At 40.2% G+C, this 24,037-nt stretch carries 22 protein-coding genes; 8 read left to right on the top strand and 14 right to left on the bottom strand.

All coding sequences use genetic code 11. The features are described from left to right. Window positions 1–17: 17 nt before the first annotated feature. A complete protein-coding gene (locus tag AWW67_RS13920) occupies window positions 18–794 on the top strand; it encodes a hypothetical protein (protein ID WP_062302491.1) in 777 nt (258 codons plus the stop codon). 22 nt (window positions 795–816) lie between these two features. Here the strand turns inward: AWW67_RS13920 and AWW67_RS13915 are convergent, their stop codons facing one another. Then, window positions 817–1,899, bottom strand: a complete 1,083-nt coding sequence (locus tag AWW67_RS13915; RefSeq protein ID WP_141655464.1) for a Vgb family protein — start codon at window positions 1,897–1,899, stop codon at window positions 817–819. Window positions 1,900–2,049: 150 nt separating this feature from the next. After that, window positions 2,050–2,922 carry a helix-turn-helix domain-containing protein gene (locus AWW67_RS13910; RefSeq protein ID WP_062302488.1) on the bottom strand — a complete coding sequence of 291 codons (873 nt, stop codon included), beginning with the start codon at window positions 2,920–2,922 and terminating at the stop codon, window positions 2,050–2,052. Window positions 2,923–3,025: 103 nt separating this feature from the next. On the opposite strand from AWW67_RS13910, the gene AWW67_RS13905 reads away from it, so the two are divergent. Continuing rightward, entirely contained in the window at window positions 3,026–3,421 is a 396-nt protein-coding gene (locus tag AWW67_RS13905) for a DUF983 domain-containing protein (protein WP_053221986.1), read from the top strand. Between the two features lie 74 nt (window positions 3,422–3,495). Beyond that, a complete protein-coding gene (locus tag AWW67_RS13900; protein ID WP_062302487.1) occupies window positions 3,496–4,215 on the top strand; it encodes a pseudouridine synthase in 720 nt (239 codons plus the stop codon). Window positions 4,216–4,582: 367 nt separating this feature from the next. Here the strand turns inward: AWW67_RS13900 and AWW67_RS18900 are convergent, their stop codons facing one another. Together AWW67_RS18900 and AWW67_RS13895 are read right to left on the bottom strand one after the other, a co-directional pair. Continuing rightward, window positions 4,583–4,771, bottom strand: coding sequence for a hypothetical protein (locus AWW67_RS18900; RefSeq protein WP_141655463.1), 189 nt, complete (start codon window positions 4,769–4,771; stop codon window positions 4,583–4,585). Between the two features lie 6 nt (window positions 4,772–4,777). Continuing rightward, entirely contained in the window at window positions 4,778–6,979 is a 2,202-nt protein-coding gene (locus AWW67_RS13895) for a B12-binding domain-containing radical SAM protein (protein WP_062302486.1), read from the bottom strand. 235 nt (window positions 6,980–7,214) lie between these two features. On the opposite strand from AWW67_RS13895, the gene AWW67_RS13890 reads away from it, so the two are divergent. The 5 genes from AWW67_RS13890 (at window position 7,215) to arsB (ending at window position 10,856) form a co-directional block, all read left to right on the top strand. After that, a complete protein-coding gene (locus tag AWW67_RS13890; protein WP_062302484.1) occupies window positions 7,215–8,222 on the top strand; it encodes an NAD-dependent epimerase/dehydratase family protein in 1,008 nt (335 codons plus the stop codon). A 93-nt stretch (window positions 8,223–8,315) separates the two neighbouring features. Then, window positions 8,316–8,648, top strand: a complete 333-nt coding sequence (locus tag AWW67_RS13885) for an ArsR/SmtB family transcription factor (RefSeq protein WP_053221981.1) — start codon at window positions 8,316–8,318, stop codon at window positions 8,646–8,648. Between the two features lie 42 nt (window positions 8,649–8,690). Continuing rightward, a complete protein-coding gene (locus AWW67_RS13880; protein WP_053221980.1) occupies window positions 8,691–9,158 on the top strand; it encodes a DUF6428 family protein in 468 nt (155 codons plus the stop codon). A gap of 19 nt (window positions 9,159–9,177) precedes the next feature. Next, on the top strand, window positions 9,178–9,810 hold the full coding sequence (locus AWW67_RS13875; RefSeq protein WP_260311463.1) for a low molecular weight phosphatase family protein: 633 nt from the start codon (window positions 9,178–9,180) through the stop codon (window positions 9,808–9,810). Next, entirely contained in the window at window positions 9,807–10,856 is a 1,050-nt protein-coding gene (gene arsB, locus AWW67_RS13870) for an ACR3 family arsenite efflux transporter (RefSeq protein WP_062302483.1), read from the top strand. The genes AWW67_RS13875 and arsB overlap by 4 nt, the downstream gene beginning before the upstream one ends. Window positions 10,857–10,951: 95 nt before the next feature. Here arsB and AWW67_RS13865 read toward each other — a convergent pair whose 3' ends face one another. From AWW67_RS13865 to AWW67_RS13820, 10 genes are all read right to left on the bottom strand, one after another. Then, window positions 10,952–11,380, bottom strand: coding sequence for a hypothetical protein (locus tag AWW67_RS13865; protein ID WP_141655462.1), 429 nt, complete (start codon window positions 11,378–11,380; stop codon window positions 10,952–10,954). A 7-nt stretch (window positions 11,381–11,387) separates the two neighbouring features. Beyond that, window positions 11,388–18,287 (bottom strand): Ig-like domain-containing protein, encoded by a 6,900-nt coding sequence (locus AWW67_RS13860; protein ID WP_062302480.1) that lies wholly within the window; start codon window positions 18,285–18,287, stop codon window positions 11,388–11,390. A 244-nt stretch (window positions 18,288–18,531) separates the two neighbouring features. Then, window positions 18,532–19,308, bottom strand: a complete 777-nt coding sequence (locus AWW67_RS13855; RefSeq protein ID WP_062302479.1) for a LytR/AlgR family response regulator transcription factor — start codon at window positions 19,306–19,308, stop codon at window positions 18,532–18,534. Then, window positions 19,308–21,245: a histidine kinase dimerization/phosphoacceptor domain -containing protein gene (locus tag AWW67_RS13850; protein ID WP_062302477.1), complete on the bottom strand. Its 1,938-nt coding sequence runs from the start codon at window positions 21,243–21,245 to the stop codon at window positions 19,308–19,310. The genes AWW67_RS13855 and AWW67_RS13850 overlap by 1 nt, the downstream gene beginning before the upstream one ends. 372 nt (window positions 21,246–21,617) lie before the next feature. Beyond that, the gene (locus tag AWW67_RS13845; protein WP_062302476.1) at window positions 21,618–22,094 is read right to left on the bottom strand and encodes a Dps family protein; all 477 of its coding nucleotides are present in this window, start codon (window positions 22,092–22,094) and stop codon (window positions 21,618–21,620) included. Between the two features lie 18 nt (window positions 22,095–22,112). Further along, window positions 22,113–22,430 (bottom strand): rhodanese-like domain-containing protein, encoded by a 318-nt coding sequence (locus AWW67_RS13840; protein ID WP_053221977.1) that lies wholly within the window; start codon window positions 22,428–22,430, stop codon window positions 22,113–22,115. A gap of 5 nt (window positions 22,431–22,435) precedes the next feature. Further along, on the bottom strand, window positions 22,436–22,720 hold the full coding sequence (locus tag AWW67_RS13835) for a rhodanese-like domain-containing protein (protein WP_062302475.1): 285 nt from the start codon (window positions 22,718–22,720) through the stop codon (window positions 22,436–22,438). 105 nt (window positions 22,721–22,825) lie between these two features. Then, a complete protein-coding gene (locus AWW67_RS13830) occupies window positions 22,826–23,077 on the bottom strand; it encodes a hypothetical protein (RefSeq protein WP_062302473.1) in 252 nt (83 codons plus the stop codon). A gap of 14 nt (window positions 23,078–23,091) precedes the next feature. Next, the gene (locus AWW67_RS13825) at window positions 23,092–23,820 is read right to left on the bottom strand and encodes a Crp/Fnr family transcriptional regulator (protein ID WP_260311461.1); all 729 of its coding nucleotides are present in this window, start codon (window positions 23,818–23,820) and stop codon (window positions 23,092–23,094) included. Window positions 23,821–23,832: 12 nt separating this feature from the next. Next, window positions 23,833–24,036 (bottom strand): YgaP family membrane protein, encoded by a 204-nt coding sequence (locus AWW67_RS13820; RefSeq protein ID WP_053221974.1) that lies wholly within the window; start codon window positions 24,034–24,036, stop codon window positions 23,833–23,835. Window position 24,037 lies beyond the last annotated feature (1 nt).

Genomic DNA, 24,037 nt, shown 5'->3' with positions numbered 1-24,037 from the left:
ATTGAGTTATAAAGCTGATGAAGTTAAGTTTTCAAAAACATCATAAAATCATTCTTTCGGTTGCACTTTTGGGCTTGGTAATGGCCTGTAATCGACCACCAGATTTACCAGTAGAACCAAAAATTAGTTTCAATAAGGTAGAGTTTAAAGAAATAGTTGAAGTGATTGGCTCCACTGGTGTTGAAATTAGAACTGGTCAACTGAGTTTGTCTTTTAATATTTCAGATGGAGATGGTGACATCGGCATTGACGGTGGAGATATTGGACCCGATTATGACTTCATTACCTACCCTAACGGAGAGATTGTTAAGTTCGGAGAAAGACCTGAAGACCCTCCTTTTACCTGCGTAGATTACATTAGAGAGGCTGCCGAAGGAGACAATGGCCTTGACTTAAATGGAAATGGAACCGCTACAGATACATTAAGAATTCAACTAAATGAAGATCGATTCAATTTCTTTATCGATTTTTTTGTAAAAAAGAACGGTACCTATCAAGAATTAGACTTTAGAAGAATTCCTGAGTCAGCCAATGGCATTACCTTATGCGGTGAAATTCCTTTTGACAGTCGAATCCCCTGCCTTTCTAATGATGCAAACCCGTGTTCGGCCATAACAAATAACCCAGGCCCTATTGAAGGTGTAATTAAATACGATATGCAATCGGGGCTTTTTCTTCCTGTTTTTAGAACTGATACTATTAAAGTTGTTTTCCAAATTCAAGACAGGGCCTTGAACCGTAGTAATGTGGTAGAAAGTCCAGAATTCACCTTACAAAGCGCAAGTATAGATTAAGTTCTAATTGAACTTTTCAGTCTTATTTCACCGTCTCAATTGCTGTAGCAATTGTTACTTTACCCAATTTATCTTGCTTTAATTCAGTGAAGTAAATATTACCATCCTTGCCCTCTTTTATTCTGTGCATAACGGTTTTACTTGTGGGTACTTTATAATAAGTAATTTCTACATTGGTTAAGTCACCCGCTGGAGCTCTAAGAATAGACCGATCGAACTTGATGATATAATCATTACCTTCTGGATTTGGGTTGTTCTGATCAACATAACTTTGTACCCATAAATTGCCTTGACTGTCGAAAGTAAGACCTGCCAATATCTGATTTTTCTGAGTAGAAGGGACTGAAAATTCGTCAATATTTCCGTTCATATCTATTCGGCCTACTTTATTGCCAGCTTCTTCGGTAAACCACATATAATCACCTAAAGGGTCTGGTTTAATGGCGATTGGTCTACTATTACCCGTTGGAATCGAATACTCTGTTACCTCACCTTTAGGGGTTACTTGCAAAATTTTGCTCGTAAGAAGTTCAGTTCCCCATACATTTCCATCAGGGCCGGCATGAAGATAAATTGGCACAGCACCGAGGGCTGGTAATTCGAAATGTTCAACCGAACGATCAGGGTTAATTTTACCTACAGTGCTGGTACGTTTTCCTGTAAACCAAATCGTTTCTCCGTCTGCATCTAAGCCAATCCCATGCGGACTTGTGTTTATAGGGGTGGAAATTCCGTCTCCAGAAACATGACAATCAATTTCTTCAACAATCTCCCCCTTCTCATCTAACCTTACCACAACTCCTTTGAACTCTAACGACACCCAAAGTTGATCGTGTTTATCAAATAGAATTCCATGTGGCCCGCTTCCATCAGGCATCTTAAAGTATTCAATCGTGCCGTCATAGTCCATCTTCGCAACATGATCCATATTTTGCCCCGTGATATATATATAATCACCGTTCATGGCCAATTCGTGGGTAGAACCTTTAATGGAGCTCGGCCAATTTAAACTCATATCGCTAATGGTATTTTGGGCCATTAGCTTTATAGATAAGGAGAATATTAAACAGATTACGATGCGTGTGATATTTAATGCTTTGGTCATGAGAGTTGTTGTTTAAGACTAACACATCCTTATTAGTCATTTCAAATTATTAACACTAAATATATTACTTAAAATGGATTAAATATATTTTAAATCTCAATTTAAAAATAAAACATCGATAGCATTAAAACGCTTGCCTTACTTAACGCTCTATATCATATAGCTCTTCCTAAACTCTTGAGGGGTCTGTCCGGTATTCTTTTTGAAAAGCCTTGAAAAATAAGAATAGTCTGTATACCCCAGTTTATTTGCAATTTCTGCAATACTCAAATCTTTGAACATCAGTAATCGCTTGGCCTCAAGTAATACTCGTCCAGTAATTATTTGACTAACCGACATGCCAAGCACTTGATTGCATATGCGGTTCAAATGCTTGAGCGAAATATTCAGCAATTCTGCATATTCAGCAGGCGATTTTCGATTCAAAAACTGCGTTTCAACCAACTGCTCGAAGGTCTTTATTGTGCTGCCATATCGCGAAATGCCTTCCACTTTATTACTCGAGGGATGATAAGCCCGAGCTAAAGCCACATAAACTAAAGTAATCAACGCATGAATTCTGAGCGCTTTGTGCTCTCTTTGATGATTGTATTCATCAAGCATGTTTTCACAAATTTCTGTGAATGAACTAAGCTCTTTCGTATCTAAAAGTACCTCGGGCGTGTTCTGATTTGAGTAAAAAAAGGGAAATCTGTCCAACTCAAATTGGTTGTCGCGGAGCAAGTAAAATTCTTTCGAATGTGAAAAAACATAGCCTTGTACATCATCAGAAAGTTTCCAATGATGCATTTGACCTGGCGCCAAAACGAAAAAACTTCCCGAACCAACTTTATAGCTGTCAAAGTCTATTTCGTGAATCCCAGTCCCTTTAGTAAACAATACATTTAAATAAAAATCGTGTTTGTGAGGAAGAGAAATCATATTATGATGATCAAGAAGGTGTTTCTTCAAATCATTTACATACACGCCATTCCCTTGGCTTAATAAAAACTGATCGAGATGCAGCACAGGAATATTCTCCATACTGCAATTTGATAAAAATGTCTTGATTGTCCTATCATTAGCGTGCTTTGTAACAGTACATTTAAACCGTACATTTTACCTTTGTATAATAATTGATGAACCTATGAGCAGATTCAACTCACTATTAAAAGGGAAATGCCCAAAATGCGAAACGGGGAAAATATTTGAGTCAAACGGAAATATTTTAAAGCTAAAAGGCCCCATTATGCACGACAACTGCCCACATTGCAACTATAAATTTGAGCGTGAACCAGGCTATTTTTATGGCGCTATGTTTATGAGTTACGGAATCACCATGGCTGAAGCAATTGCTACTTATGTAGCTATTAAAGTTCTAAACATAGATCTTTCAATAGATGCCATGATGGCCACTATTACTGCCGTAATGCTGATTTTCCTTTTTCCAAACTTTAAATTTTCCAGAATACTTTGGCTCTACACCTTTACTAAAAAAGATGAAGTTGGCTCGGCAGACAAAATTGAAAGGCTCAAAATTTGAAATTAAATAGGCTTTAGAATACCTTTCCATAATTCAGTTTGAAACCAAATTACTTTCTGGTTCGGGCTCTTTATATGGAAGATATTATTCAAGTTCCCCACGATTCAATTCCCTTAGAAATTCTTTATCAAGATGATATGATGGTGGCCATTAATAAACCCAATGGCTTATTGGTACACCGGTCGCCCATTGCTACAAACACCAACACATTTGCAGTGCAGGAACTTCGAAACCAAATTGGGCTGAAGGTTTCACCTGCTCATAGACTCGATAGAAAAACTTCGGGCATTCTCTTATTTGCGCTGAACACTGAAAGTCTCACCCATTTACAATCTCAGTTTGAAAACAGAGCGGTTGACAAAACGTACCATGCCATTGTTCGCGGTTATACCGAAGATGAAGGACTTATTGACTACCCACTGACCAACGACAAAGGTAAAACGCAAGAAGCCATTACGCGGTACAAAACCCTAAAACGAACTGAAATTTCAGTACCTTTTGGAAAACATGCTACTTCGCGCTACTCTTTAGTAGAGGTATATCCAGAAACAGGCCGAATGCACCAAATCAGAAAGCATTTTGCCCACATCCTTCACCCTATTATTGGCGACCGTCCTCATGGCTGCAACAAGCAGAACAAGCTCTTTCTAGAAAAATGGAATTTAACCGAAATGCTTCTCCATGCCATTGAAATAGAGTTTGAACATCCCGTTTCTGGTGAAAAAATTAAACTTAAAGCTGATTACCAAAGTGAGTTTAAAAGGATGTTGGGGAGTTTAGGGTTTAGGGGTTAATTTCGTATTTCTTCTAAAAATGATAGCCTCATTAGACCTTTCGTTCCTCAAGGAAAGAAAAGAGGCAGTTAAAACAATTTTGTAAAAAATTATACAAATAGCCCACGATTTAGACCGTGGGCTATAGAACTACTTTGCGGTTGAAGAATGTATTACACAAACCAATGCCCACTGTGTTACTGAAAAAAAACCTCACTTTTCGAAGCCTACCAAGCTGACTGAGAAGCAAGTTATTGTCACTCTCCTTTTCATCATTTTAGAGTTATTACGCCCCTTCAGGGCTTTATTATTTATATATTCAACTAGGAATGGGTAGTACCCATTCCTGTGATATTCCGCCCCGTTGGGGCTTATTGTGCAATCTGTTCTAAAATGGGCAAGAGAATATTAACTCTCTTGGATCCTTAACTGTAAAGCATTCTACTTCTCTCAGCCCTGAAAGGGCGGGATATCGTAACGAAGGGTTCAGCCCTTCGGAACAGAATACTCCATCTTCCCAATAGTCCTGTAGGGACGTATTATTAAAAGCATTGCGCTGCTTACCGTCCTTTGCCATTCAACTTTACAACACTAACAAACCCTGTTCTCTTAGCGTATTGATAGGTTTTGAAACCCAAAAGAGTTCAAAATCTTCGAAATGGGTTTCGTAATCGGCTTTGATTTGTGCGTAAGTAAGTACAGGTTCTGCACCAATTTTGAGTTGGTCTAGGATGTTGATTAACCATTCTGCTTTTTCACGCTCAGTGGTAATATCAAAACTTTCTCGCTTGGTATAAAAGGTGAGTTGTGCCCTTTCTCGAGTTACTCCTTTTTTGGTTTTGGCTTGAAAGGACACTAAAGGCACTCCTCCTAACCACACAATTTTGGCGGTTGGGCGGGTCACTATCATGGGTTCGTTTTCTAAACTATTGATGATAAAGTCTCGCTTGATTTTCGTTTTTGGAATTTTAAATTCGAACCATTCTTGTAGCGGCATATCGAAACCAATACCATGCATAAAGTTGAAAAGTGACTTCTTTAAACCAAAGCTAAATTGCTCATGATCAATTCCTGTTTTGTCCTCGAACATCACATCATTATTCGCAAATGAAATCGACTTGTAATTGGGTGTAATTCCGTATTCCGAAGGATTGAGCCCAACCGGACTGTGGGCGGTCAACGCAAATTGATGCCAAAAACCAGATTGAATAATTCCCAACTCAAACATCTGACGCACCATTTCAAGACTGTCAATCGTTTCTTGAACGGTTTGGCTTGGATAACCATACATTAAATAGGAATGAACCATTATACCCGATTCCGTGAAATTTCGGGTAACGGTCGCTACTTGTTCCACCGTTACTCCTTTATCAATTAGCGCCAAAAGTCGGTCAGATGCGACTTCTAAACCACCAGAAACCGCAATGCATCCCGAAGCTTTCAATAATGCACAAAGGTCCGCTGTAAAGCTCTTTTCAAAGCGAATGTTTGTCCACCAAGTAATGGTAAGCTTGCGTCTGATGATCTCAATCGCCATTTCGCGCATCAAGGCTGGCGGTGCAGCTTCATCTACAAAATGAAATCCCCTCTCTCCTGTTTGCGCAATTAATTCTTCCACCCTGTCCACCAAAAGCTTAGCGGTGAGTGGCTCGTAACGCTTGATATAGTCGAGGGAAATATCACAGAAAGTGCATTTCCCCCAATAGCAACCATGCGCCATGGTGAGTTTATTCCATCGGCCATCGCTCCACAAGCTGTGCATTGGGTTGGCAATTTCAATTACCGAAATGTACTGATCGAGCAACAGGTCTGAATAATCAGGTGTACCCAATTGGCTCTGCGGAAAATCGTTTTGAAGTGAGTTGTTAACATAAACTACTTCCTCATTTTCCTTCAGAAAAGTTCTTTTAAAGATATTTAAATCAGGGTTTTCAGGCTTCGGATTTAATACATTCGATGCCAAAAGCAAAATCGGTAGTTCGCCATCGTCTAGCGTAATGTAATCGAAGAAGTCAAAAACGCGCACGTCCTTCACCGTTCTTAATTCGGTATTGGGAAAACCACCGCCCATCGACACTTTGATGCCTGGGTAATTGGCTTTGATGAACTGCGCACAGCGGAAAGCGCTGTACAGGTTACCAGGAAAAGGCACAGAAATACAAACCAATTTAGGTTGATGTTTCTTAAGTCTTTCCTCCAGAATTCTAATGGTAATTTCATCGATATAAGTGAGCGGAGCCTGCAATTGCGCATAAAGTTCATCAAAGGCATTTGCGCTTTGCCCCAGCCTTTCTGCATAGCGACTGAAGCCAAAGTTCTCGTCAATACATTCAATAATGAAATCAGATAAATCTTCGAGGTACAAGGTTGCTAAATGCTTAGCGCGATCTTGCATTCCCATGGCGCCAAAGGCCCAATCCAGATCGTCTACTTGTTCGAACCTAGCCGCCTCTGGCAAAAAGGATTCAGAGCAAATCTGGCGAGCAAATGTTTGATTTTTGCCTTGTAGAAAGGATATTACGCCTTCTATCGTATTCAGGTACTCTTCACGCAAAGCATAAATTCGTTCTGAATTTTCAGTATTGATTCGGTCGTTCTCTTCCGCAAAAGAGAATAAATATTGAAGGCTTTCCTTCGAGAATAACTCCAAAATCACTTCAATTCCTAAGTCCATTTGAAAGGAAGAAATCGACTTGGTATTTAGAAAACCCTTGAGGTAAGCCGTTGCTGGATAAGGCGTATTCAGTTGGGTAAAAGGAGGCGTAAGAAGTAGAAGATCTTTCAAGCAATTGACTTAATACATGCCTTCAACCTGAAAGCACTTCACAAAACTCGATAAAAATAACGAAACTCGAAGGTCTTTATATCACAGAAAGCACAACTCCGTAATTTAAATCCCTAGTTTTGCAGCCAGTTGGAAAACAGTTTTTCGACCTAAACAATTGATCTATTTTTTCGCTTTAGGTGGCTATGGTTGAAGAACAGCTAATATCATTTCTAACTTTTCCAGACAGTAATTCATGAATAACGAACTTTCTCTCGTTACGGGAGCCAACGGTCATTTAGGTTACAACCTAACTCGTCTTCTACTTTCCAAAGGACATACAGTTCGCGCTACGTTGAGAAATCTCAAAAATGCTGAAGCTTTAAATCAATTGGGCTGCCAAGTGGAATATGCAGACTTAATGGACAAAGCTTCTCTCGTGAAAGCGTTTAAAGGCGTCACTCATCTTTATGCTGTGGGCGCTACTTTCCAAATGTGGTCGAAAAGCCCGCAAAAGGAAGTATATGAGAACAACGTCACTGGTACCAGAAACCTGTTTGAAGCAGCCGCTGAAGCAGGTGTAAAGAACATTCTGTACATCAGTTCGATTGCGGCATTGAACTATTCCATTCTTCCAGCACAAGAGAAGAACGGTTATAATGATGACCGCAACAGCTGGTATTACAAATCAAAAAACGACTCTGACCAACTGGCACTTTCGCTGGGAAAAGAGTTTGGAATCAGAACTGTATTGGTGCTTCCTTCTGCCATGATTGGTAGTGTGGCGCATCGCCTGAATTACAGCAACCGTTTGGTATGGCAAATTCTTCAAGGTGATGTTCCGGTAGAAACCAATATTTCGCTCAATTGGATTGATGTGAAAGATGTGGCGCTCGGCAGCTACAATGCCATGCAAAAAGGCAGAGATGGCGAGCGATATACGCTGGCCAATGAAAAGCATACTACCGTGAAAGAATCGGTTCAGATTGCAGCAAATCTATATCCTGAATTGAAACTTAGTATCCCTAAAAAAGTACCGAAATTCTTACTCTACATGGTCGCGGGCGGAATGGAGTTGGTGAGTAAAATCACTGGAAAAGAACCACTATTACAGCGTCATTATCTAGACATGTTCTATGGCCTAAAGCTAGATTACGATATCAGCAAAGCCAGAAATGAATTGGGTTTTGAGCCTACCCCAGCCAAAGAAGCTTTGGAAAATGCCTTTAGGTATTTGAAAGAGGAATGGACCGGTGGTCAATAGTCATTGGTCATTAGACCTTGGTGAAAATAAAAACAATTCATCATTGCTAAACCAAAACTCTATCGTAATATTGCAATGAATAAATAATTAAGCATGGGCGTTACTAAGTCTGAAATATTTACGGAAGAGCAAAACAAGATTTCCATGATTGCGAAAGCCTTTGGTCATCCGGCCAGGGTGGCTATTCTTCAACACCTTTTTAAAATGAACACTTGCGTTTGTGGCGATTTGGTGGAAGAAATTGGTTTGGCGCAACCTACCATTTCCCAACATTTGAAAGAGCTTAAAAACTTGGGTTTGATTAAAGGAAATGTAGAAGGAACTAGCGTTTGCTATTGTATCGATCAGGAAGCTTGGGCAAACATGCAAGAATTATTCAGTCAGTTTTTAAACCCTAATTTCAATACCCAAGGTGGGTGTTGTTAAAAAAATATCTTTCATTCATCGCAACATTGCAATAATAAAATTATGAAAATCTCAGAAATCAAAAACCACCTCAGCGGATTAAATCAAATCGCTTTTGAATTGCCTGATGGCAGCCTGGTTCCAAGTCACTTTCACGTAACAGAAGTTGGCCAAATCAACAAACACTTTATTGATTGTGGTGGCACTGTAAGAAATGAAGAAGTTGCCAATTTCCAGTTATGGGAAGCCAACGACTATGATCACCGACTTCACCCTGAAAAATTGGTTCACATTATTGAACTGTCAGAGAAAATTTTGGGCTTGAAGGATTTAGAAATTGAAGTAGAGTACCAAGGCTCAACGATTGGCAAATATGGCTTAGACTTTAATGGCACTAACTTCCTTTTAACCACAAAGCAAACTGCTTGCCTTGCAAGCGACAAATGTGGTATCCCTGCGGAAAAACCAAAAATCAAACTAAGTGAAGTTCAAACTGCAGGCGCTTGCACACCAGGTGGAGGATGCTGCTAAACCTTAATTCAACCTAATCATGACAAAGAATCCCATCACACAACTTCTACCGAATATTGAAGAATTTGTTTCTTCAATTTCGGTAGAATCAATTTCTAAGGAGCGTAAAACCGTACTTCAACCCCTGATTGATTACATACAAAGTAGGCAAGACCAAAAAGAAGACATAAAGCTCAACTTCATTTGCACTCATAACTCACGCAGAAGTCAACTGACGCAAGCTTGGGCGAAGGTTCTCGCGGTTCACTTTGGAATTCAAATCGAAAGTTTCTCTGGTGGCGTAGAAGTAACCGCTTTTAATCAAAGTGCTATTAATGCACTGATTAATAATGGCTTTAAAGCCGAACTAGAAGGAGAAACCAACCCTAAAGTGAGTCTTACTTTTTCAGAAAACCATGCCCCATTAGTCATGTTCTCTAAAAGATTTGATGATGCTATTAATCCAACCGAAGGCTTTGCAGCCATTATGACTTGCTCAGATGCGGATGCTAACTGCCCCTTTATTGCTGGAGCCGAAAAGCGTATTCCTGTAAAATATGACGATCCGAAATTATTTGATGGCACTCCGGAAGAAGCCGCCAAATACGCAGAACGCAGTCTACAAATCGCTACTGAAATGTTCTATGTTTTCTCACAAATTATCAAATCATGAGTCAACCAAAAAAACTAGGGTTTCTGGATAGTTACCTCACCCTCTGGATTTTTATTGCGATGGGAATAGGCGTAGCACTGGGCTATTTTATCCCTTCAATTCCAGAAGTCATCAATTCCTACAGCAGTGGGTCAACCAATATCCCAATTGCTATTGGATTGATTTTGATGATGTATCCGCCATTGGCTAAGGTGAATTACGGATTACTACCGAAGGTTTTTAAGAATGTAAAAATCCTTTCTATTTCCTTGATCTTGAACTGGATTATCGGGCCAGTTTTGATGTTCATTTTGGCCATTACCTTCCTTCAGGATTACCCTGAATACATGGTTGGTTTGATTTTGATTGGCTTGGCTAGGTGTATCGCCATGGTGTTGGTTTGGAACGATTTGGCCGAAGGCAGCAGTGAATACGGTGCTGGGTTGGTAGCTTTGAATAGCATCTTCCAAGTATTTGCTTATAGCTTTTACGCATGGCTATTCATTACTGTACTTCCACCCTATTTCGGTTTTCAAGGCGCCATTGTCGATATTTCGATAGTTACTATTGCTGAAAGTGTTGCCATTTATTTGGGCATTCCCTTTTTAGCTGGAATGTTGAGCCGATTTATCTTGGTGAAATTAAAAGGTGAGCATTGGTACAGCACCAAGTTCATCCCCACCATTTCACCAATGACCTTAATTGCCTTGCTCTTTACCATCGTGGTAATGTTTTCGCTCAAAGGTGAATTGATCGTTGAGATTCCGATGGATGTTTTGGTGATTGCCGTTCCGCTATTGATTTACTTTGCGCTGATGTTCATCATAGGCTTCTTTTTCAGTAAAGCCATGGGGGCAGAATATGATAAAAATGCAGCCATTTCGTTTACGGCAGCTGGAAACAATTTCGAGTTGGCCATTGCAGTAGCTATTGCCGTTTTCGGACTTAATTCAGGACAAGCATTTGCAGGAGTTGTGGGGCCATTGGTAGAAGTACCTGCACTGATTCTATTGGTTCGGGTTTCTTTTTGGTTGAAGAAGAAATACTATCCCATTCAACCTAAATAGCATAAAAAAAGAGAGCCCCGTTTGGGCTCTCTTAAATTAAGGTGTGTCAAAACGTCCTCTCCCACTACAAATAAGCATTTACCACTCACCTCAAATTATTTTTCTACGCTCACTACGTAATTACCCGAAGTACCCGCTGCAACTCCTCCACCTGTATGGGTGAAGCTAAACTTAAAACTTCCTGGGCCAAGCTCTAGAATATTCACTTCTTCGCCAGTGTCTAGGGTTATGCTTCCTGCATTTTGATTGGCCCAAGTCCATGTTCCCGTAGCCCTAAAAAGGTCGCCACCATTGGTAGTAGTGTATGTGCCATCGGTAAAGGAAAGAGCAAATCCCGGGTAATTCTGACTGACATCTTGGTTATCTAACATTATGCCTCCATTTGTTCCGAAGGTCCAATCGCCCGCCAAAAGTTCAAAGGCTTCTTCTTGTGCTGTTGGGCCCGAAGGGTCATCGGACTTGCACCCGATGACCAACATCACAAACATTATCAATACTCCTATTTTTATCTTATTGCTATTCATCACTCCGTTATTTTTTGATCATTACTTTTTTCCTTACTACTGAAATTCCATCTGTAAACTGAACTATGTAGAGGCCATTGGTATAGTCCGAAACATTCAGTCTTAGGGATTTTTCTGTAACCTTAGTCTTAGTGAAAACTGAAGTACCAGAAGCATTTATGATACTGATATTTAGCGTTCTATTTCCCAGTTCTGAAAGGTCGATATTGAGTATATCCTGGGCTGGATTAGGGAAAAGGTTGATTTCTTCGTCATCAATAAATCCGTCATCTACCCCAGTAATAATGGCTCCTTTCCCACTTACAGTCATTGAAGCCGTTCCTGCATTGGTTATGAATGAGATAGTTCCAGTATAGACTTTTGCTTCTGTTGGCATAAAGCCAAGTGTCACCACTTTACTTTCGCCAGGGTTGATAAATAAACCTGTTACCAAGCCCACAAACCCATCAGGATAAAGTACACTGTTCACCATCAGGAGTGCATCACCGTCATTATGGATTGTTATGTCAAAATTAGAAGTAAGGCCAAGCGCAGTGGCTGGAATTTCATAATCTGATTCAATACGAACTTCTGGCTCTTCAATGTTGGTGATAGAAATCGTGAATTGTTTTTCAGAAGTCCCTCCTCTTCCATCGTCTGTTTTTATACGAATGCTATAGGTCGTCTTTATTTCGAAGTCGAAAACCTCAGCTGCCTGAAGTTTATTTCCAACAACAGTAAAGCTAGAATTATCATCAGCTCCTATTCCAGAAACCAGACTATAAGTGTGTGTGTCGGACACATCTGCATCGGTGGTTGAAAGGTTACCGATCAATTGACCGATGCTATTGTTCTCGCTAATCGAAGTATTACTCAGTGCCAAACTGATTGGTGCTAAATTAAATACTAGGCTTAAGCTATTTGAGGCCGTGTTATAATTACCAACCACGTCAATTGCCACACCTTCCTCAATATTTACGGTTGCAGAGCTGTTTGGCGAAGTAACTGAGAAAGTATAAGTATCTGCGTCAACAACCACAAAACTAGAAGCTGTTCCTCCCGTAACAATGATATCAGTCAAGCTAAAGCCCATCACCGCTTCGCTGAACTGAGCTGTAATTGAATATGAACCTGCAACTGGATTTGAACTCCCTGCTGTTAGGCTTACACTTGGTTTGGTTTGGTCATTAATAATACTGAACTGTATCGCTGCAAGGTTCAAATTATTGGCGAAATCTTGCGCAACTCCTGCGGCAACATTAACTGTTACAGCACCATCAGCAGATGGGGTAATTGTAGCAGTGTAAGTAGTTCCTGAACCAGCAAAATTAGAAGCTGTTCCGTTGACTACAGTCAAGTCCCCAATCACGAAGCCAGTAACGGACTCACTAAAAGTAATCGTCACATTTAAGTCTCCGCTTGTTGGACTGGTTGAAGAACTTGTAACTGTTACCGTTGGCTTCGTTTCATCATTGGTAATGCTGAATTGCGTAGCTGCAGTATTGGTATTGGTAGCCGCATCCTGCGCAACGCCTGCAGCAACATCTACTGTTACAACTCCGTCCGCAGATGGCGTAATTGTAGCCGTATAAGTAGTTCCTGAACCAGCAAAGTTAGAAGCCGTTCCGTTGGCTACTGTCAAGTCCCCAATCACGAAGCCAGTAACGGACTCACTAAAAGTAATCGTCACATTAAAGGCTCCGCTTGTTGGACTGGTTGAAGAACTTGCAATCGTTACCGTTGGCTTCGTTTCATCATTGGTAATACTGAATTGAGTAGCTGCAGTATTTGTATTGGTAGCTGCATCCTGCGCAACGCCTGCGGCAACATCAACAGTTACGACTCCATCAGCAGATGGCGTAATTGTAGCAGTATAAGTTGCTCCTGAACCAGCAAAGTTAGAAGCTGTTCCGTTGGCTACTATCAAGTCGCCAATCACGAAGCCAGTAACGGACTCATTAAAAGTTACCGTGATATCAAAAGCGCCTGAGTTAGGACTGGTTGAAGAACTTGTAACTGTTACCGTTGGCTTGGTTTCATCATTGGTAATACTAAATTGAGTAGTTGCTGTATTGGTATTCAAAGCTACATCTTGCGCAACTCCTGCTGCAACATCTACTGTTACAACTCCGTCCGCAGATGGCGTAATTGTAGCCGTATAAGTAGTTCCTGAGCCAGCAAAGTTAGAAGCTGTTCCGTTTATCACTGTCAAGTCGCCAATCACGAAACCAGTAACGGACTCATTAAAAGTTACTGTGATATCAAATACACCTGAGTTAGGGGTTGTTGATGCACTTGCAATCGTTACCGTTGGTTTGGTTTCATCGTTGGTGATACTGAATTGAGTAGCTGCAGTATTTGTATTCGTAGCTGCATCCTGCGCAACGCCTGCGGCAACATCAACAGTTACGACTCCATCAGCAGATGGCGTAATTGTAGCAGTATAAGTAGTTCCTGAACCAGCAAAGTTAGAAGCCGTTCCGTTGGCTACTGTCAGGTCGCCAATCACGAAACCAGTAACGGACTCATTAAAAGTAATAGTCACATTAAAAGCTCCGCTTGTTGGACTGGTTGAAGAACTTGTAACTGTTACCGTTGGCTTCGTTTCATCATTGGTAATACTGAATTGAGTTGCTGCAGTGTTTGTATTGGTAGCTGCATCCTGCGCAACTCCCGCGGCAACATTTACTGTTACATCTCCGTCCGCAGATGGCGTAACAGTAGCAGTGTAAGTAGTTCCAGAACCAGCAAAGTTAGAAGCTGTTCCATTCGCTACTGCCAAGTCGCCAACTACAAAACCTGTTACTGATTCGCTGAAAGTTACTGTAATATCAAATGCGCCTGAGTTAGGAGTTATTGATGCACTTGTAACTGTTACTGTTGGTTTAGTTTCATCATTGGTAATACTGAATTGAGTACCTACGGTATTTGTGTTTGAAGCTGCATCTTGTGCAACTCCTGCGGCAACATCAACAGTTACCACTCCATCAGCAGATGGGGTAATTGTAGCAGTGTATGTTATTCCTGAACCAGCAAAGTTAGAAGCTGTTCCGTTGACTACTGTCAAGTCCCCAATCACGAAGCCAGTAACGGACTCACTAAAAGTAATCGCCACATTAAAGGCTCCGCTTATTGGACTGGTTGAAGAACTTACAATCGTTACCGTTGGCTTGGTTTCATCATTGGTAATACTGAATTGAGTTGCTGCAGTGTTTGTATTGTTGGCAACATCTTGTGCAACTCCTGCAGCAACATCGACTGTGACAGCACCATCAGCAGATGGGGTAATTGTAGCAGTGTAAGTAGTTCCTGAACCAGCAAAATTAGAAGCTACTCCGTTTGCCACTGTTAAGTCGCCAACTACAAAACCTGTTACTGATTCACTGAAAGTTACCGTGATATCAAATGCACCTGAATTAGGACTGGTTGATGCACTTGTTACCGTAACGGTTGGCTTGGTTTCATCGTTGGTGATGCTGAATTGAGTTGCTGCTGTATTGGTGTTTGCTGCCGCATCTTGTGCAACTCCTGCAGCAACATCGACTGTTACAGCACCATCAGCAGATGGCGTAATTGTAGCAGTATAAGTAGTTCCTGAACCAGCAAAGTTAGAAGCCGTTCCGTTGGCTACTGTCAAGTCGCCAATCACGAAACCAGTAACGGACTCATTAAAAGTTACCGTGATATCAAAAGCACCTGAGTTAGGGGTTGTTGATGCACTTGTAATTGTTACCGTTGGCTTAATCTCATCAATATCTGTTACAGTTATCGTCACATCTTGATTGACTGAATTGGTTCCGTCATTGGCAATCACATTGATGACATAAGCATTGTCGGTATTGCCATCTGCTGGGTTTTCATAGTCTGGGGAATTTTTGAAAGTGACTATGCCTGTTGCCCCAACAATATTGAATAAGGCTTCATCTTTTGTATTGCCTAAACTATAGGTAATGGTGTTAGCATCTGTAGCGGTAACAGTATAAGCGGTTCCTGTTCCGTTTTCTGCAAAGTTGGCTGTAGTAGCTGATGTTAAGACTGGATTAATTTCATCAATATCTGTGACTGTAATGGTCACATCTTGGTTGACGGAATTGGTTCCGTCATTGGCGATCACGTTGATGACATAGGCATTGTCGGTATTGCCATCTGCTGGGTTTTCATAGTCTGGGGAATTTTTGAAAGTGACCAATCCGGTTGATCCGACTATGTCGAAAAGAGCTTCATCATTGCCTGCGCCTAAGCTATAAGTGATGGTGTTAACATCTGTAGCGGTAACAGTATAAGCGGTTCCTGTTCCGTTTTCTGCAAAGTTGGCCGTAGTGGCCGATGTAAAGACTGGATTAACTTCATCAATATCTGTTACAGTTATCGTCACATCTTGGTTGACCGAATTGGTGCCATCACTGGCGATCACGTTGATGACATAGGCATTGTCGGTATTGCCATCTGCTGGGTTTTCATAGTCAGGTGAATTTTTGAAAGTAACCACTCCCGTTGCCCCAACAATATTGAATAAGGCTTCATCTTTTGCATTGCCTAAACTGTAGGTGATAGTGTTGGCATCTGTAGCAGCTACGGTATAAGCGGTTCCTGTTCCATTTTCTGCAAAGTTGGCCGTGGTAGCTGATGTTAAGACTGGATTAATTTCATCAATATCTGTGACTGTAATGGTCACATCTTGGTTGACTGAATTGGTGCCGTCATTGGCAATCACGTTGATTACGTAAGCATTGTCGGTATTGCCATCTGCTGGGTTCTCATAGTCTGGGGCATTTTTGAAAGTAACTATGCCTGTTGCCCCAACAATATTGAATAAGGCTTCATCTTTTGCATTGCCTAAACTGTAAGTAATGGTGTTGGCGTCTGTAGCAGCTACGGTATAAGCGGTTCCTGTTCCATTTTCTGCAAAGTTGGCTGTAGTAGCCGATGTAAAGACTGGATTAATTTCATCAATATCTGTGACTGTAATGGTCACATCTTGATTGACGGAATTTGTTCCGTCATTGGCAATAACATTGATTACATAAGCATTGTCGGTATTGCCATCTGCTGGATTTTCATAGTCAGGGGCGTTTTTGAAAGTAACCACTCCCGTTGCCCCAACAATATTGAATAAGGCTTCATCTTTTGCATTGCCTAAACTGTAAGTAATGGTGTTGGCGTCTGTAGCAGCTACGGTATAAACAGTTCCTGTTCCGTTTTCTGCAAAGTTGGCCGTGGTAGCTGATGTTAAGACTGGATTAATTTCATCAATATCTGTGACTGTAATGGTCACATCTTGGTCGACCGAATTGGTGCCATCACTGGCGATCACGTTGATGACATAGGCATTGTCGGTATTGCCATCTGCTGGGTTTTCATAGTCTGGGGCATTTTTGAAAGTAACCACTCCCGTTGCCCCAACAATATTGAATAAGGCTTCATCTTTTGCATTGCCTAAACTGTAAGTAATGGTGTTGGCGTCTGTAGCAGCTACAGTGTAAGCGGTTCCTGTTCCATTTTCTGCAAAGTTGGCCGTAGTAGCTGATGTTAAGACTGGATTAATTTCATCAATATCTGTGACTGTAATCGTCACATCTTGATTGACGGAATTTGTTCCGTCATTAGCAATCACATTGATTACATAGGCATTGTCGGTATTGCCATCTGCTGGGTTTTCATAGTCTGGGGCATTTTTGAAAGTAACCACTCCCGTTGCTCCAACAATATTGAATAAGGCTTCATCTTTTGCATTCCCTAAACTGTAGGTAATGGTGTTGGCATCTGTAGCAGCTACGGTATAAGCGGTTCCTGTTCCGTTTTCTGTAAAGTTAGCCGTAGTGGCCGAAGTGAAGACTGGATTATTGAAATCTACTGCATGAATAACTCCATCGGTGTAGGCTTGTACATATCCATTGTTATTATTCCCGTTTCCGAGGTCATCTGTAATATTGGTATTACTTTTTACGTCTAACCTTAATGTACCTTCTCCTGAAATTGAACTAACCGTTACATTTACTGACGTTCCTGATGAAGCACTTATTGCACTAATAGTACCCTCAGCAGTTCCCGTTTTTGTCAACTGAAAATCATCTGTACTCAGATTGTTGGCATTTTCATAAAAGCTTACAGTATAATCAATAGATGTAGCTCTACCGGAAGGAGAGCCTGCAACCAAAATCTTCTTCACATCTGGGGGAGCCAGATCAGTTGGTGGAGCGAAGTTAAATGAATCATAACCTCCACCTAAACCCTCTGCCGTATTGCTCACTACCACACTATCCACATTTACAAAGCGTCCATCCAAAGTGCTCGGAGAAATCCTAGTACCAGCTATGCTGGTTGATACTGAAGTAGTTACTACCGCCTTTGTATTTCTGTAACCTGCAATACTAATTGTCTGATTATTATCTCCGACCACATACATGCTCTGAAAATCAAACTCACTTCCATCAGTTTTTTTGATAACTAAATAGTTATAAGCAATATACAAACCTTTTGACCTCCCCTCACCAAAAACATCCGCCATCATGGAAACTGGGTTTAAAGCAGAATTATATTGACTGAAGACAAAGTCTGATCTGGTCAGGGATTCACCTATCCTATCAAGATAAGACCACCCTTCTCCATTAAAATCAATCACTGTGACAGGCACTGGTACAGCGTATGATGCAAAATTAGATATGTAGCCTTTATAGTTGATATTATCATTAACCTTTGGTTCATTATCATCCATTCCTGAATAGAAAAACGGAGTAATTGAAGCTTCTGAATTGCTAGCACCCTTAATAATATGAGCACCATCATTATCGGAAGCGGAAAGGCTGTTCGTAACAGCGATTTGTGCCTCTGCTTTGCTAAAAAAAACTGACAGAAAAAGTATAATAAGAATTTTAAGCCCTCTTTGAGGAAGTCTAAAACTTATTAATGCATTACTTGAGGTGTTCATAATCTAGTGGGTTGGTTCTCAATACTTCTTTACTTGACCCATTTATCAGAAAGAGTCTATCGAATGTATTGCGAGATTATGGGTACATAAAAAATGATTGACCAAGCCACAGAGTTGGTGGTTGAAAGCAGGAAAAGTGGGGATGAAAATTTTAAGGAATTAGGGAGCAGGAAGTCAGTTGATCAGGGAATCAGGAATCAGAGGCTAGGAAATAGGTTTAGAAATGGAGGTTATGGCTTAAGATTTACCCTGGCAAATAGGCCAAAAGGGCATCTCTTCTTTCTTTCACAATTGGTAGCTCTTCATTATTGATTTTAATACTATTCCCTCCTATACTTTCAATCTTTTCTACATTAACCAAGTACGACCTATGGATTTGAAAGAAAACATCCGCGGGTAATTTAGCCTCCATATTCTTAAGGGTTTCTTTTAGTACTTTCTTCCTCCCTTGGCTATGAATTTCGATGTAATTACCATCTGACTTTATGTAGTCAATTTCGGAAAGGATGATTTTCACATATTGATATTCATCTTTGATAAAGAGAGCATCTTTAATCAGCAGCGATGGTTTTGTTTCTTCCTCTTTTTCATCAAGTGACTTACTAACAGAAAGTGTGACTTCCTTTTGGGCTGGCTTTCTGTTCTCTTCACTGAACCTGGCCAAGGCAGTTTCTATTGCGGCATAAACGCCTTGCTGAGCCACAGGCTTTAATAAATAGCCATAGGGCATGGTTGATGTCGCTTCTTCAATGGTTTTCTTATCGCCCAAAGAGGTTAAGAATACATAGGGAATATTCAGTTCCTTTTTTAACTCACCTGCCAGCCAAATGCCTGTTTCTTCTCCTTTCAGATTGATATCAAGCAATGCAATATCGGGCTTAAGTGCCTTGGCTAACTCTAGTCCTTTGGTGGCGCGAATAGCCGTTCCTACACATTCATAACCCATCTTTTCAATCATGCTAATGATAGATTGGGCAATGATTACTTCGTCTTCAACAACCAATACTTTTACTTTCTCCATTATACAGCAAACTTAAGGTCAAAGGTAGTACCATTGGTATTACTAAAATTGTATTCTCCCTCCAACTGGTCACTAAGCATTTTGGTCAGTTTCAAACCTAGAGAAGTAGACTGAGTGGCATTCAATACTTCATCAGGAATTCCAGAGCCATTGTCCGAGACCGTAAGGTGGTACGCTCCTCCTTTTTTGTGAAGCTTCACTTTGAATACCCCGCCACCTACTCTTTTGGCATAGGCATATTTAAAAGCATTGGTGCTCAATTCATTGATTATTAGCCCTAGAGGTACAGCAGTATCTACATCGAAAAATACATCTTTTGCCTCTACTTCTAGCTCAACATTTTTGGCCATATCACCAAAAGAAAGTTTGATTTCACCAATCAATTCCTTCAAATAATCATCGAAGGGGATATGCTTTAAATCTTCATTTTCGTAGAGCTTTTGATGGATCAGGGCCATAGATCGAACCCTGCCTTGCCCCTCTTCTAGTAGTCTTCTAACATCCTGATTTTCTGACTCATCGGATTGTAAATAGAGTAAACTTGCTATGATTTGAAGATTGTTTTTTACCCGGTGGTGAATCTCCTTCAGCAACGCTTCTCTTTCCGATAGAGATTTACTCAAAAGTTCGTTTTTGGCCGAAATAGCTTCGTTACTTTTTGTTTTGATTCTATAAATTAGAAAAGCAACCATACCTAAGAGCATAGCCCCGGCTACAGCCACATTTCGTATCAAATGCTGTTGTTCTAACTCTAATTGCTGTTCTGTTAATTGTGCAGACTGAAGTGCGATATCTTGATCCTTCTTTTCTGTTTCATACTTGGTCTGCATCTCACTTATTGCACGAGTGCTTTCTTCAGTAAATAGAGAATCATCTAGCGTTTTGTGTCGTCTCAGGTAAGCGTATGCTTCAGGAAATCTCCCTAAATGCTCAAGTGCTAATGCGATATCATTAGCCCTTTCAGAAATGTCATTCTTATAACCAAGCTCTTCAAATAAGGGCAAAGCCTTAAGGGACATGTCTAAAGATTTTTGATATTTTTTTTCGACAAAATTAATAGTGGACAAATTCGTATACGATCTTGCCATACCATCTTTATCGCCTATTTCATTCGCAATAGCCAAACTCTTGTTTAGATACACCGAGGCCGAGTCGTATGAAAAGTGTGCATCTCGAGTGTAGAATGCTCCTACGTTCAAAAGTGTGGCAGCCATTACAATCTTATCGTCTAGCTCTTCTGCTATTCTAAAAGACCTTTTGGTATAATACAGCGCAGAATCCACGTCATCTAACTTAGTAAATGCAGCACCTAAGTTTTGATATGATATCATAATACCATTGATATCTTGAGCTTCCATTTTAAGTTTAAGCGACTTGTGATGGTAAAGAATAGCTTGAGCGTAGTTTTCCATCCTATCATAGGTGCTGGCAATGTTGTTATAGGCTGTTTGCTCAGCTGCAGGGTTAGGGTATTTTTTTAACATTTCCAGCCTTGCGAAGAGAGCTTCCAAGGCCATTTCATAGTTACCAAGTAGGATATTCAAAGCCCCAACACTTCCCAATGATTGATTGGCTTGTATTGAATCTTGTGCAGCCAAGGCATCCTCATAGGATTTTTGAAAGTAATACAGTGCCGAATCTTGTAAGTTCTTTCTAAAAAAGGAAACCCCTTTTGAATAGTAGGCTGCATATTCTCCTTCTACATAGTTGATTTTTTTGGAAAGCTTGATTTGTTTATCAGCAAAATAAAGAGATGAATCCTGATTGACTCTATCGTATTTAATGGTCAATTCTCTATATATCTGTGCCTTCTCAATATCATCCTTATGACCTATTAGTAAATGTTTAAGACTATCTATTTGGCTTTGCTGAGCGTTTAGCGATGCAGAATACACAAACAGGAAAATCAAGAGATTACGAGGGAGCATCCATTTCATGTAGTTTTGCTATTTAGGTTGAAGCATTTTGCACTAATGCTGATTCTCTCACGAAAAGCAGTCAAAAGTATCGCTTGAAGTAAACACCTTTCGCCTCTCTTTCCTAATTCACTTTTCTTTTTATTAATGCTAAGCTATGCGCATTAATTGAGAGATAATAAATTTCATATAGCCCCATGAAATAAACCAAAGTAGAGTTAGCATTTTCCTTTTTGAAAGACAGCCCTTCTTCATTTTTTGATTCAAACCCGTTTTCTAAACCATCATTCTATTTGTCAATCAACCCTGCTTTATTTTTCTGTTAAAGCATAAAAAAACTCCCTAAAAGCTTATGCCTTCAGGGAGTTTTTCAACACCAATTCTATGCTATTCTTACCTGTTCAAAAACGAAGAATACATCCAAACCATTTTTTCTTGCTCCCTGATGTAATCGCTCATCAAAGCGTTTGTTCCTTCGTCATTGGCATCAGCAGCTAAATCTAAAATTTCACGTTGTAGCGTTATCACCATTTTAAACGAGTTCAAGATGTTTTCTACAGCTCTAACTCCGTTGGTTACTTCGCTACTTTCTTTAATGGAAGAACTGGCAGCATACTTTGAGTAATTGTGCTCTGGAGTGTGTCCTAATGTCAAAATTCGTTCTGCTAACTCATCAATTTTAAGTACTAAGTCATTGTACAACTCTTCGAATTTCAAATGAAGTTCGAAAAACTTCTCACCCTTGATATTCCAGTGTGCACCGCGTGTGTTTTGATAAAAAATTGAATAATTGGCCAAAAGCTCATTTAACTTTTCAGCTAATTTTTCGGCTTTGTTGTTTTCTAACCCAATTGCGTTTGTGTTGTCCATAATTTCTAGGTTTAATGTCTATCTAATTTTATGCTGAAGACTCGACCAACCACCACCATTATACACTTGTGTATATCCGTTGGCTTTTAAAATATTCTTGGCCGAAGCGCTTCTCATACCCGAAGCACAGCAGGTAATTATAGGCTTATCTTTATTCTTCAACCTACTTAAATTCGAACCCAAAGTATCTACTGAAATATTCATTGAGCCTTTGATATGTCCGCCTGCAAATTCGCCCTTCGAGCGTACATCTAGAACAACAGCTCCCTGCTGAACTAGTTCCTTAAAATCTACTTTTGGCCCTAAACCGAACAATCTTTTTAATCCTTCTAACATTGCTCTTAAACGTTTTTAGACTGAACATAATTTACATCTAACCAGCTGCCTCCATTGTAGCACTCGATGCCGTAGCTCGAAAGAAATTGTTCTGCTTGGCCACTGCGATTTCCTGATGCGCAACACAGTACCAGTGGTGCCTTCATGGCTTTAAGTTCTTCAATCCGCTGAGGAACCTCAGGCAACGGAATGTTTACCGAATTGGCTACATGTCCTCCCCTAAATTCTTCTGGCGAACGTACATCCACTATACTGGCCTTACCCTGATTTATTTGTTCTTCAATATTCATTTCTTCTTGTTTTATCTAATGCTTATTTTCTACTAGACAAAAGTACAACCTTGGGGCGTTAGGCTTAGTTACATTTGTTACAGAATGGAAAATCAATCATGAAATTTATGGAGTTCTTCTATTGAAATACTTGACCAGTTCATAGATCAAATACACCCAAGGGGCACCATGCAAAACCAAATCAAAGTAGTCCATCATTTGCATTCCGTTGGCGCCCCCCATTACCCATTTTATTTTACCCCAAACATGAGGCTCGGGCGTAAAAGGTGCCAAACCAAGGGTAAGCACTAAAACAATGGCCAACTTTAAATTCCCTTTTCCTTTTTCATCTGTTTCGCTCTGCTTACCCTTTTTCATCAGTAAATCTTGGTTTACAAAATTTCTATGCAGTTTCTATGCAGTTCAATCTTACCATCTGCTTCCAAGCCCTTCAATAACCGAGACACGACCACCCTAGAGGTATTTAACTCATTGGCAATTTGTTGGTGCGTTTTCTGAATTTTAAAAGTGCCCGTGGCCTGCTGTGTATCTAATAAATATTTCAAAAGCCTTTCATCCATGTTATGAAAAACCACGCTATCAATAGTGGTAAGTAATTCATCAAAACGAGTTTGATAAGAACTAAAAACAAACTTTCTAAAACTCAAATATTTCACCATCCAAGCGTCTAAATAGCTATTCGGAATCATCCAAACGATGGAGTCTTCTTCGGCCATTACATGAAAGCCCGTATTTCTCCCTTCCAAGCAACAGGCAATTGACATTGCGCAAGTCTCACCGCCTTCTAAATAGTAAAGAAACACCTCATTTCGTTGTTCGTCTTGACGCATTACCTTAAGCAATCCTTGCAAAACGATGGGCATTTCGCCTCCTCCTTGGTCTGATCCAAAAACCAGCTCTCCAGCCTTTACTTTTTTGAGCCTTCCCGCAGTTCTAATTTCGTCTGCAAGCCTCTCTTCAAGACCAGAATTGGTCAACATTTTATCTAAAAGTTCATTCATATCGTCAATTTCATAATCGGCTAATCGCTGATTTAAAGATAAGCTGAAAACCCCAAAATCTTGAGAAATAAGACAAATGAATCCACTCGTTTTCGGCAAAAATCTATGCTTTTAACAACAAGTTTTTGCCGAATCTCTCAAGCCAAATTTCTTCAAAATAATATCCATCAAACACCAATTCGTAAATGATGATTGAAGCAAATTAGCACCCACAAAAGCGGTAAACCACAACCAATTTTGATTTACATAAATTGATAATAGTATGCTGGCTAAAATGAAAGTACCGGCTATTGCATGTTTTACTCTTGTTACCATT

This window comes from Roseivirga seohaensis, assembly GCF_001592945.1.
GTDB lineage: Bacteria > Bacteroidota > Bacteroidia > Cytophagales > Cyclobacteriaceae > Roseivirga > Roseivirga seohaensis.
The sequence above is the reverse complement of the archived record's forward strand: the minus strand, read 5'-3'. Positions and strand labels throughout refer to the sequence as shown.

Coding starts and splice junctions, on each gene's coding strand:
- AWW67_RS13820 (WP_053221974.1), bottom strand. CDS start 24,036: ATGGTAACAAGAGTAAAACATGCAATAGCCGGTACTTTCATTTTAGCC.
- AWW67_RS13905 (WP_053221986.1), top strand. CDS start 3,026: ATGAGCAGATTCAACTCACTATTAAAAGGGAAATGCCCAAAATGCGAA.
- AWW67_RS13830 (WP_062302473.1), bottom strand. CDS start 23,077: ATGAAAAAGGGTAAGCAGAGCGAAACAGATGAAAAAGGAAAAGGGAAT.
- AWW67_RS18900 (WP_141655463.1), bottom strand. CDS start 4,771: ATGGCAAAGGACGGTAAGCAGCGCAATGCTTTTAATAATACGTCCCTA.
- AWW67_RS13900 (WP_062302487.1), top strand. CDS start 3,496: ATGGAAGATATTATTCAAGTTCCCCACGATTCAATTCCCTTAGAAATT.
- AWW67_RS13835 (WP_062302475.1), bottom strand. CDS start 22,720: ATGAATATTGAAGAACAAATAAATCAGGGTAAGGCCAGTATAGTGGAT.
- AWW67_RS13865 (WP_141655462.1), bottom strand. CDS start 11,380: ATGAATAGCAATAAGATAAAAATAGGAGTATTGATAATGTTTGTGATG.
- AWW67_RS13850 (WP_062302477.1), bottom strand. CDS start 21,245: ATGAAATGGATGCTCCCTCGTAATCTCTTGATTTTCCTGTTTGTGTAT.
- AWW67_RS13920 (WP_062302491.1), top strand. CDS start 18: ATGAAGTTAAGTTTTCAAAAACATCATAAAATCATTCTTTCGGTTGCA.
- AWW67_RS13910 (WP_062302488.1), bottom strand. CDS start 2,922: ATGGAGAATATTCCTGTGCTGCATCTCGATCAGTTTTTATTAAGCCAA.
- AWW67_RS13860 (WP_062302480.1), bottom strand. CDS start 18,287: ATGAACACCTCAAGTAATGCATTAATAAGTTTTAGACTTCCTCAAAGA.
- AWW67_RS13890 (WP_062302484.1), top strand. CDS start 7,215: ATGAATAACGAACTTTCTCTCGTTACGGGAGCCAACGGTCATTTAGGT.
- AWW67_RS13880 (WP_053221980.1), top strand. CDS start 8,691: ATGAAAATCTCAGAAATCAAAAACCACCTCAGCGGATTAAATCAAATC.
- arsB (WP_062302483.1), top strand. CDS start 9,807: ATGAGTCAACCAAAAAAACTAGGGTTTCTGGATAGTTACCTCACCCTC.
- AWW67_RS13840 (WP_053221977.1), bottom strand. CDS start 22,430: ATGTTAGAAGGATTAAAAAGATTGTTCGGTTTAGGGCCAAAAGTAGAT.
- AWW67_RS13855 (WP_062302479.1), bottom strand. CDS start 19,308: ATGGAGAAAGTAAAAGTATTGGTTGTTGAAGACGAAGTAATCATTGCC.
- AWW67_RS13885 (WP_053221981.1), top strand. CDS start 8,316: ATGGGCGTTACTAAGTCTGAAATATTTACGGAAGAGCAAAACAAGATT.
- AWW67_RS13845 (WP_062302476.1), bottom strand. CDS start 22,094: ATGGACAACACAAACGCAATTGGGTTAGAAAACAACAAAGCCGAAAAA.
- AWW67_RS13875 (WP_260311463.1), top strand. CDS start 9,178: ATGACAAAGAATCCCATCACACAACTTCTACCGAATATTGAAGAATTT.
- AWW67_RS13915 (WP_141655464.1), bottom strand. CDS start 1,899: ATGACCAAAGCATTAAATATCACACGCATCGTAATCTGTTTAATATTC.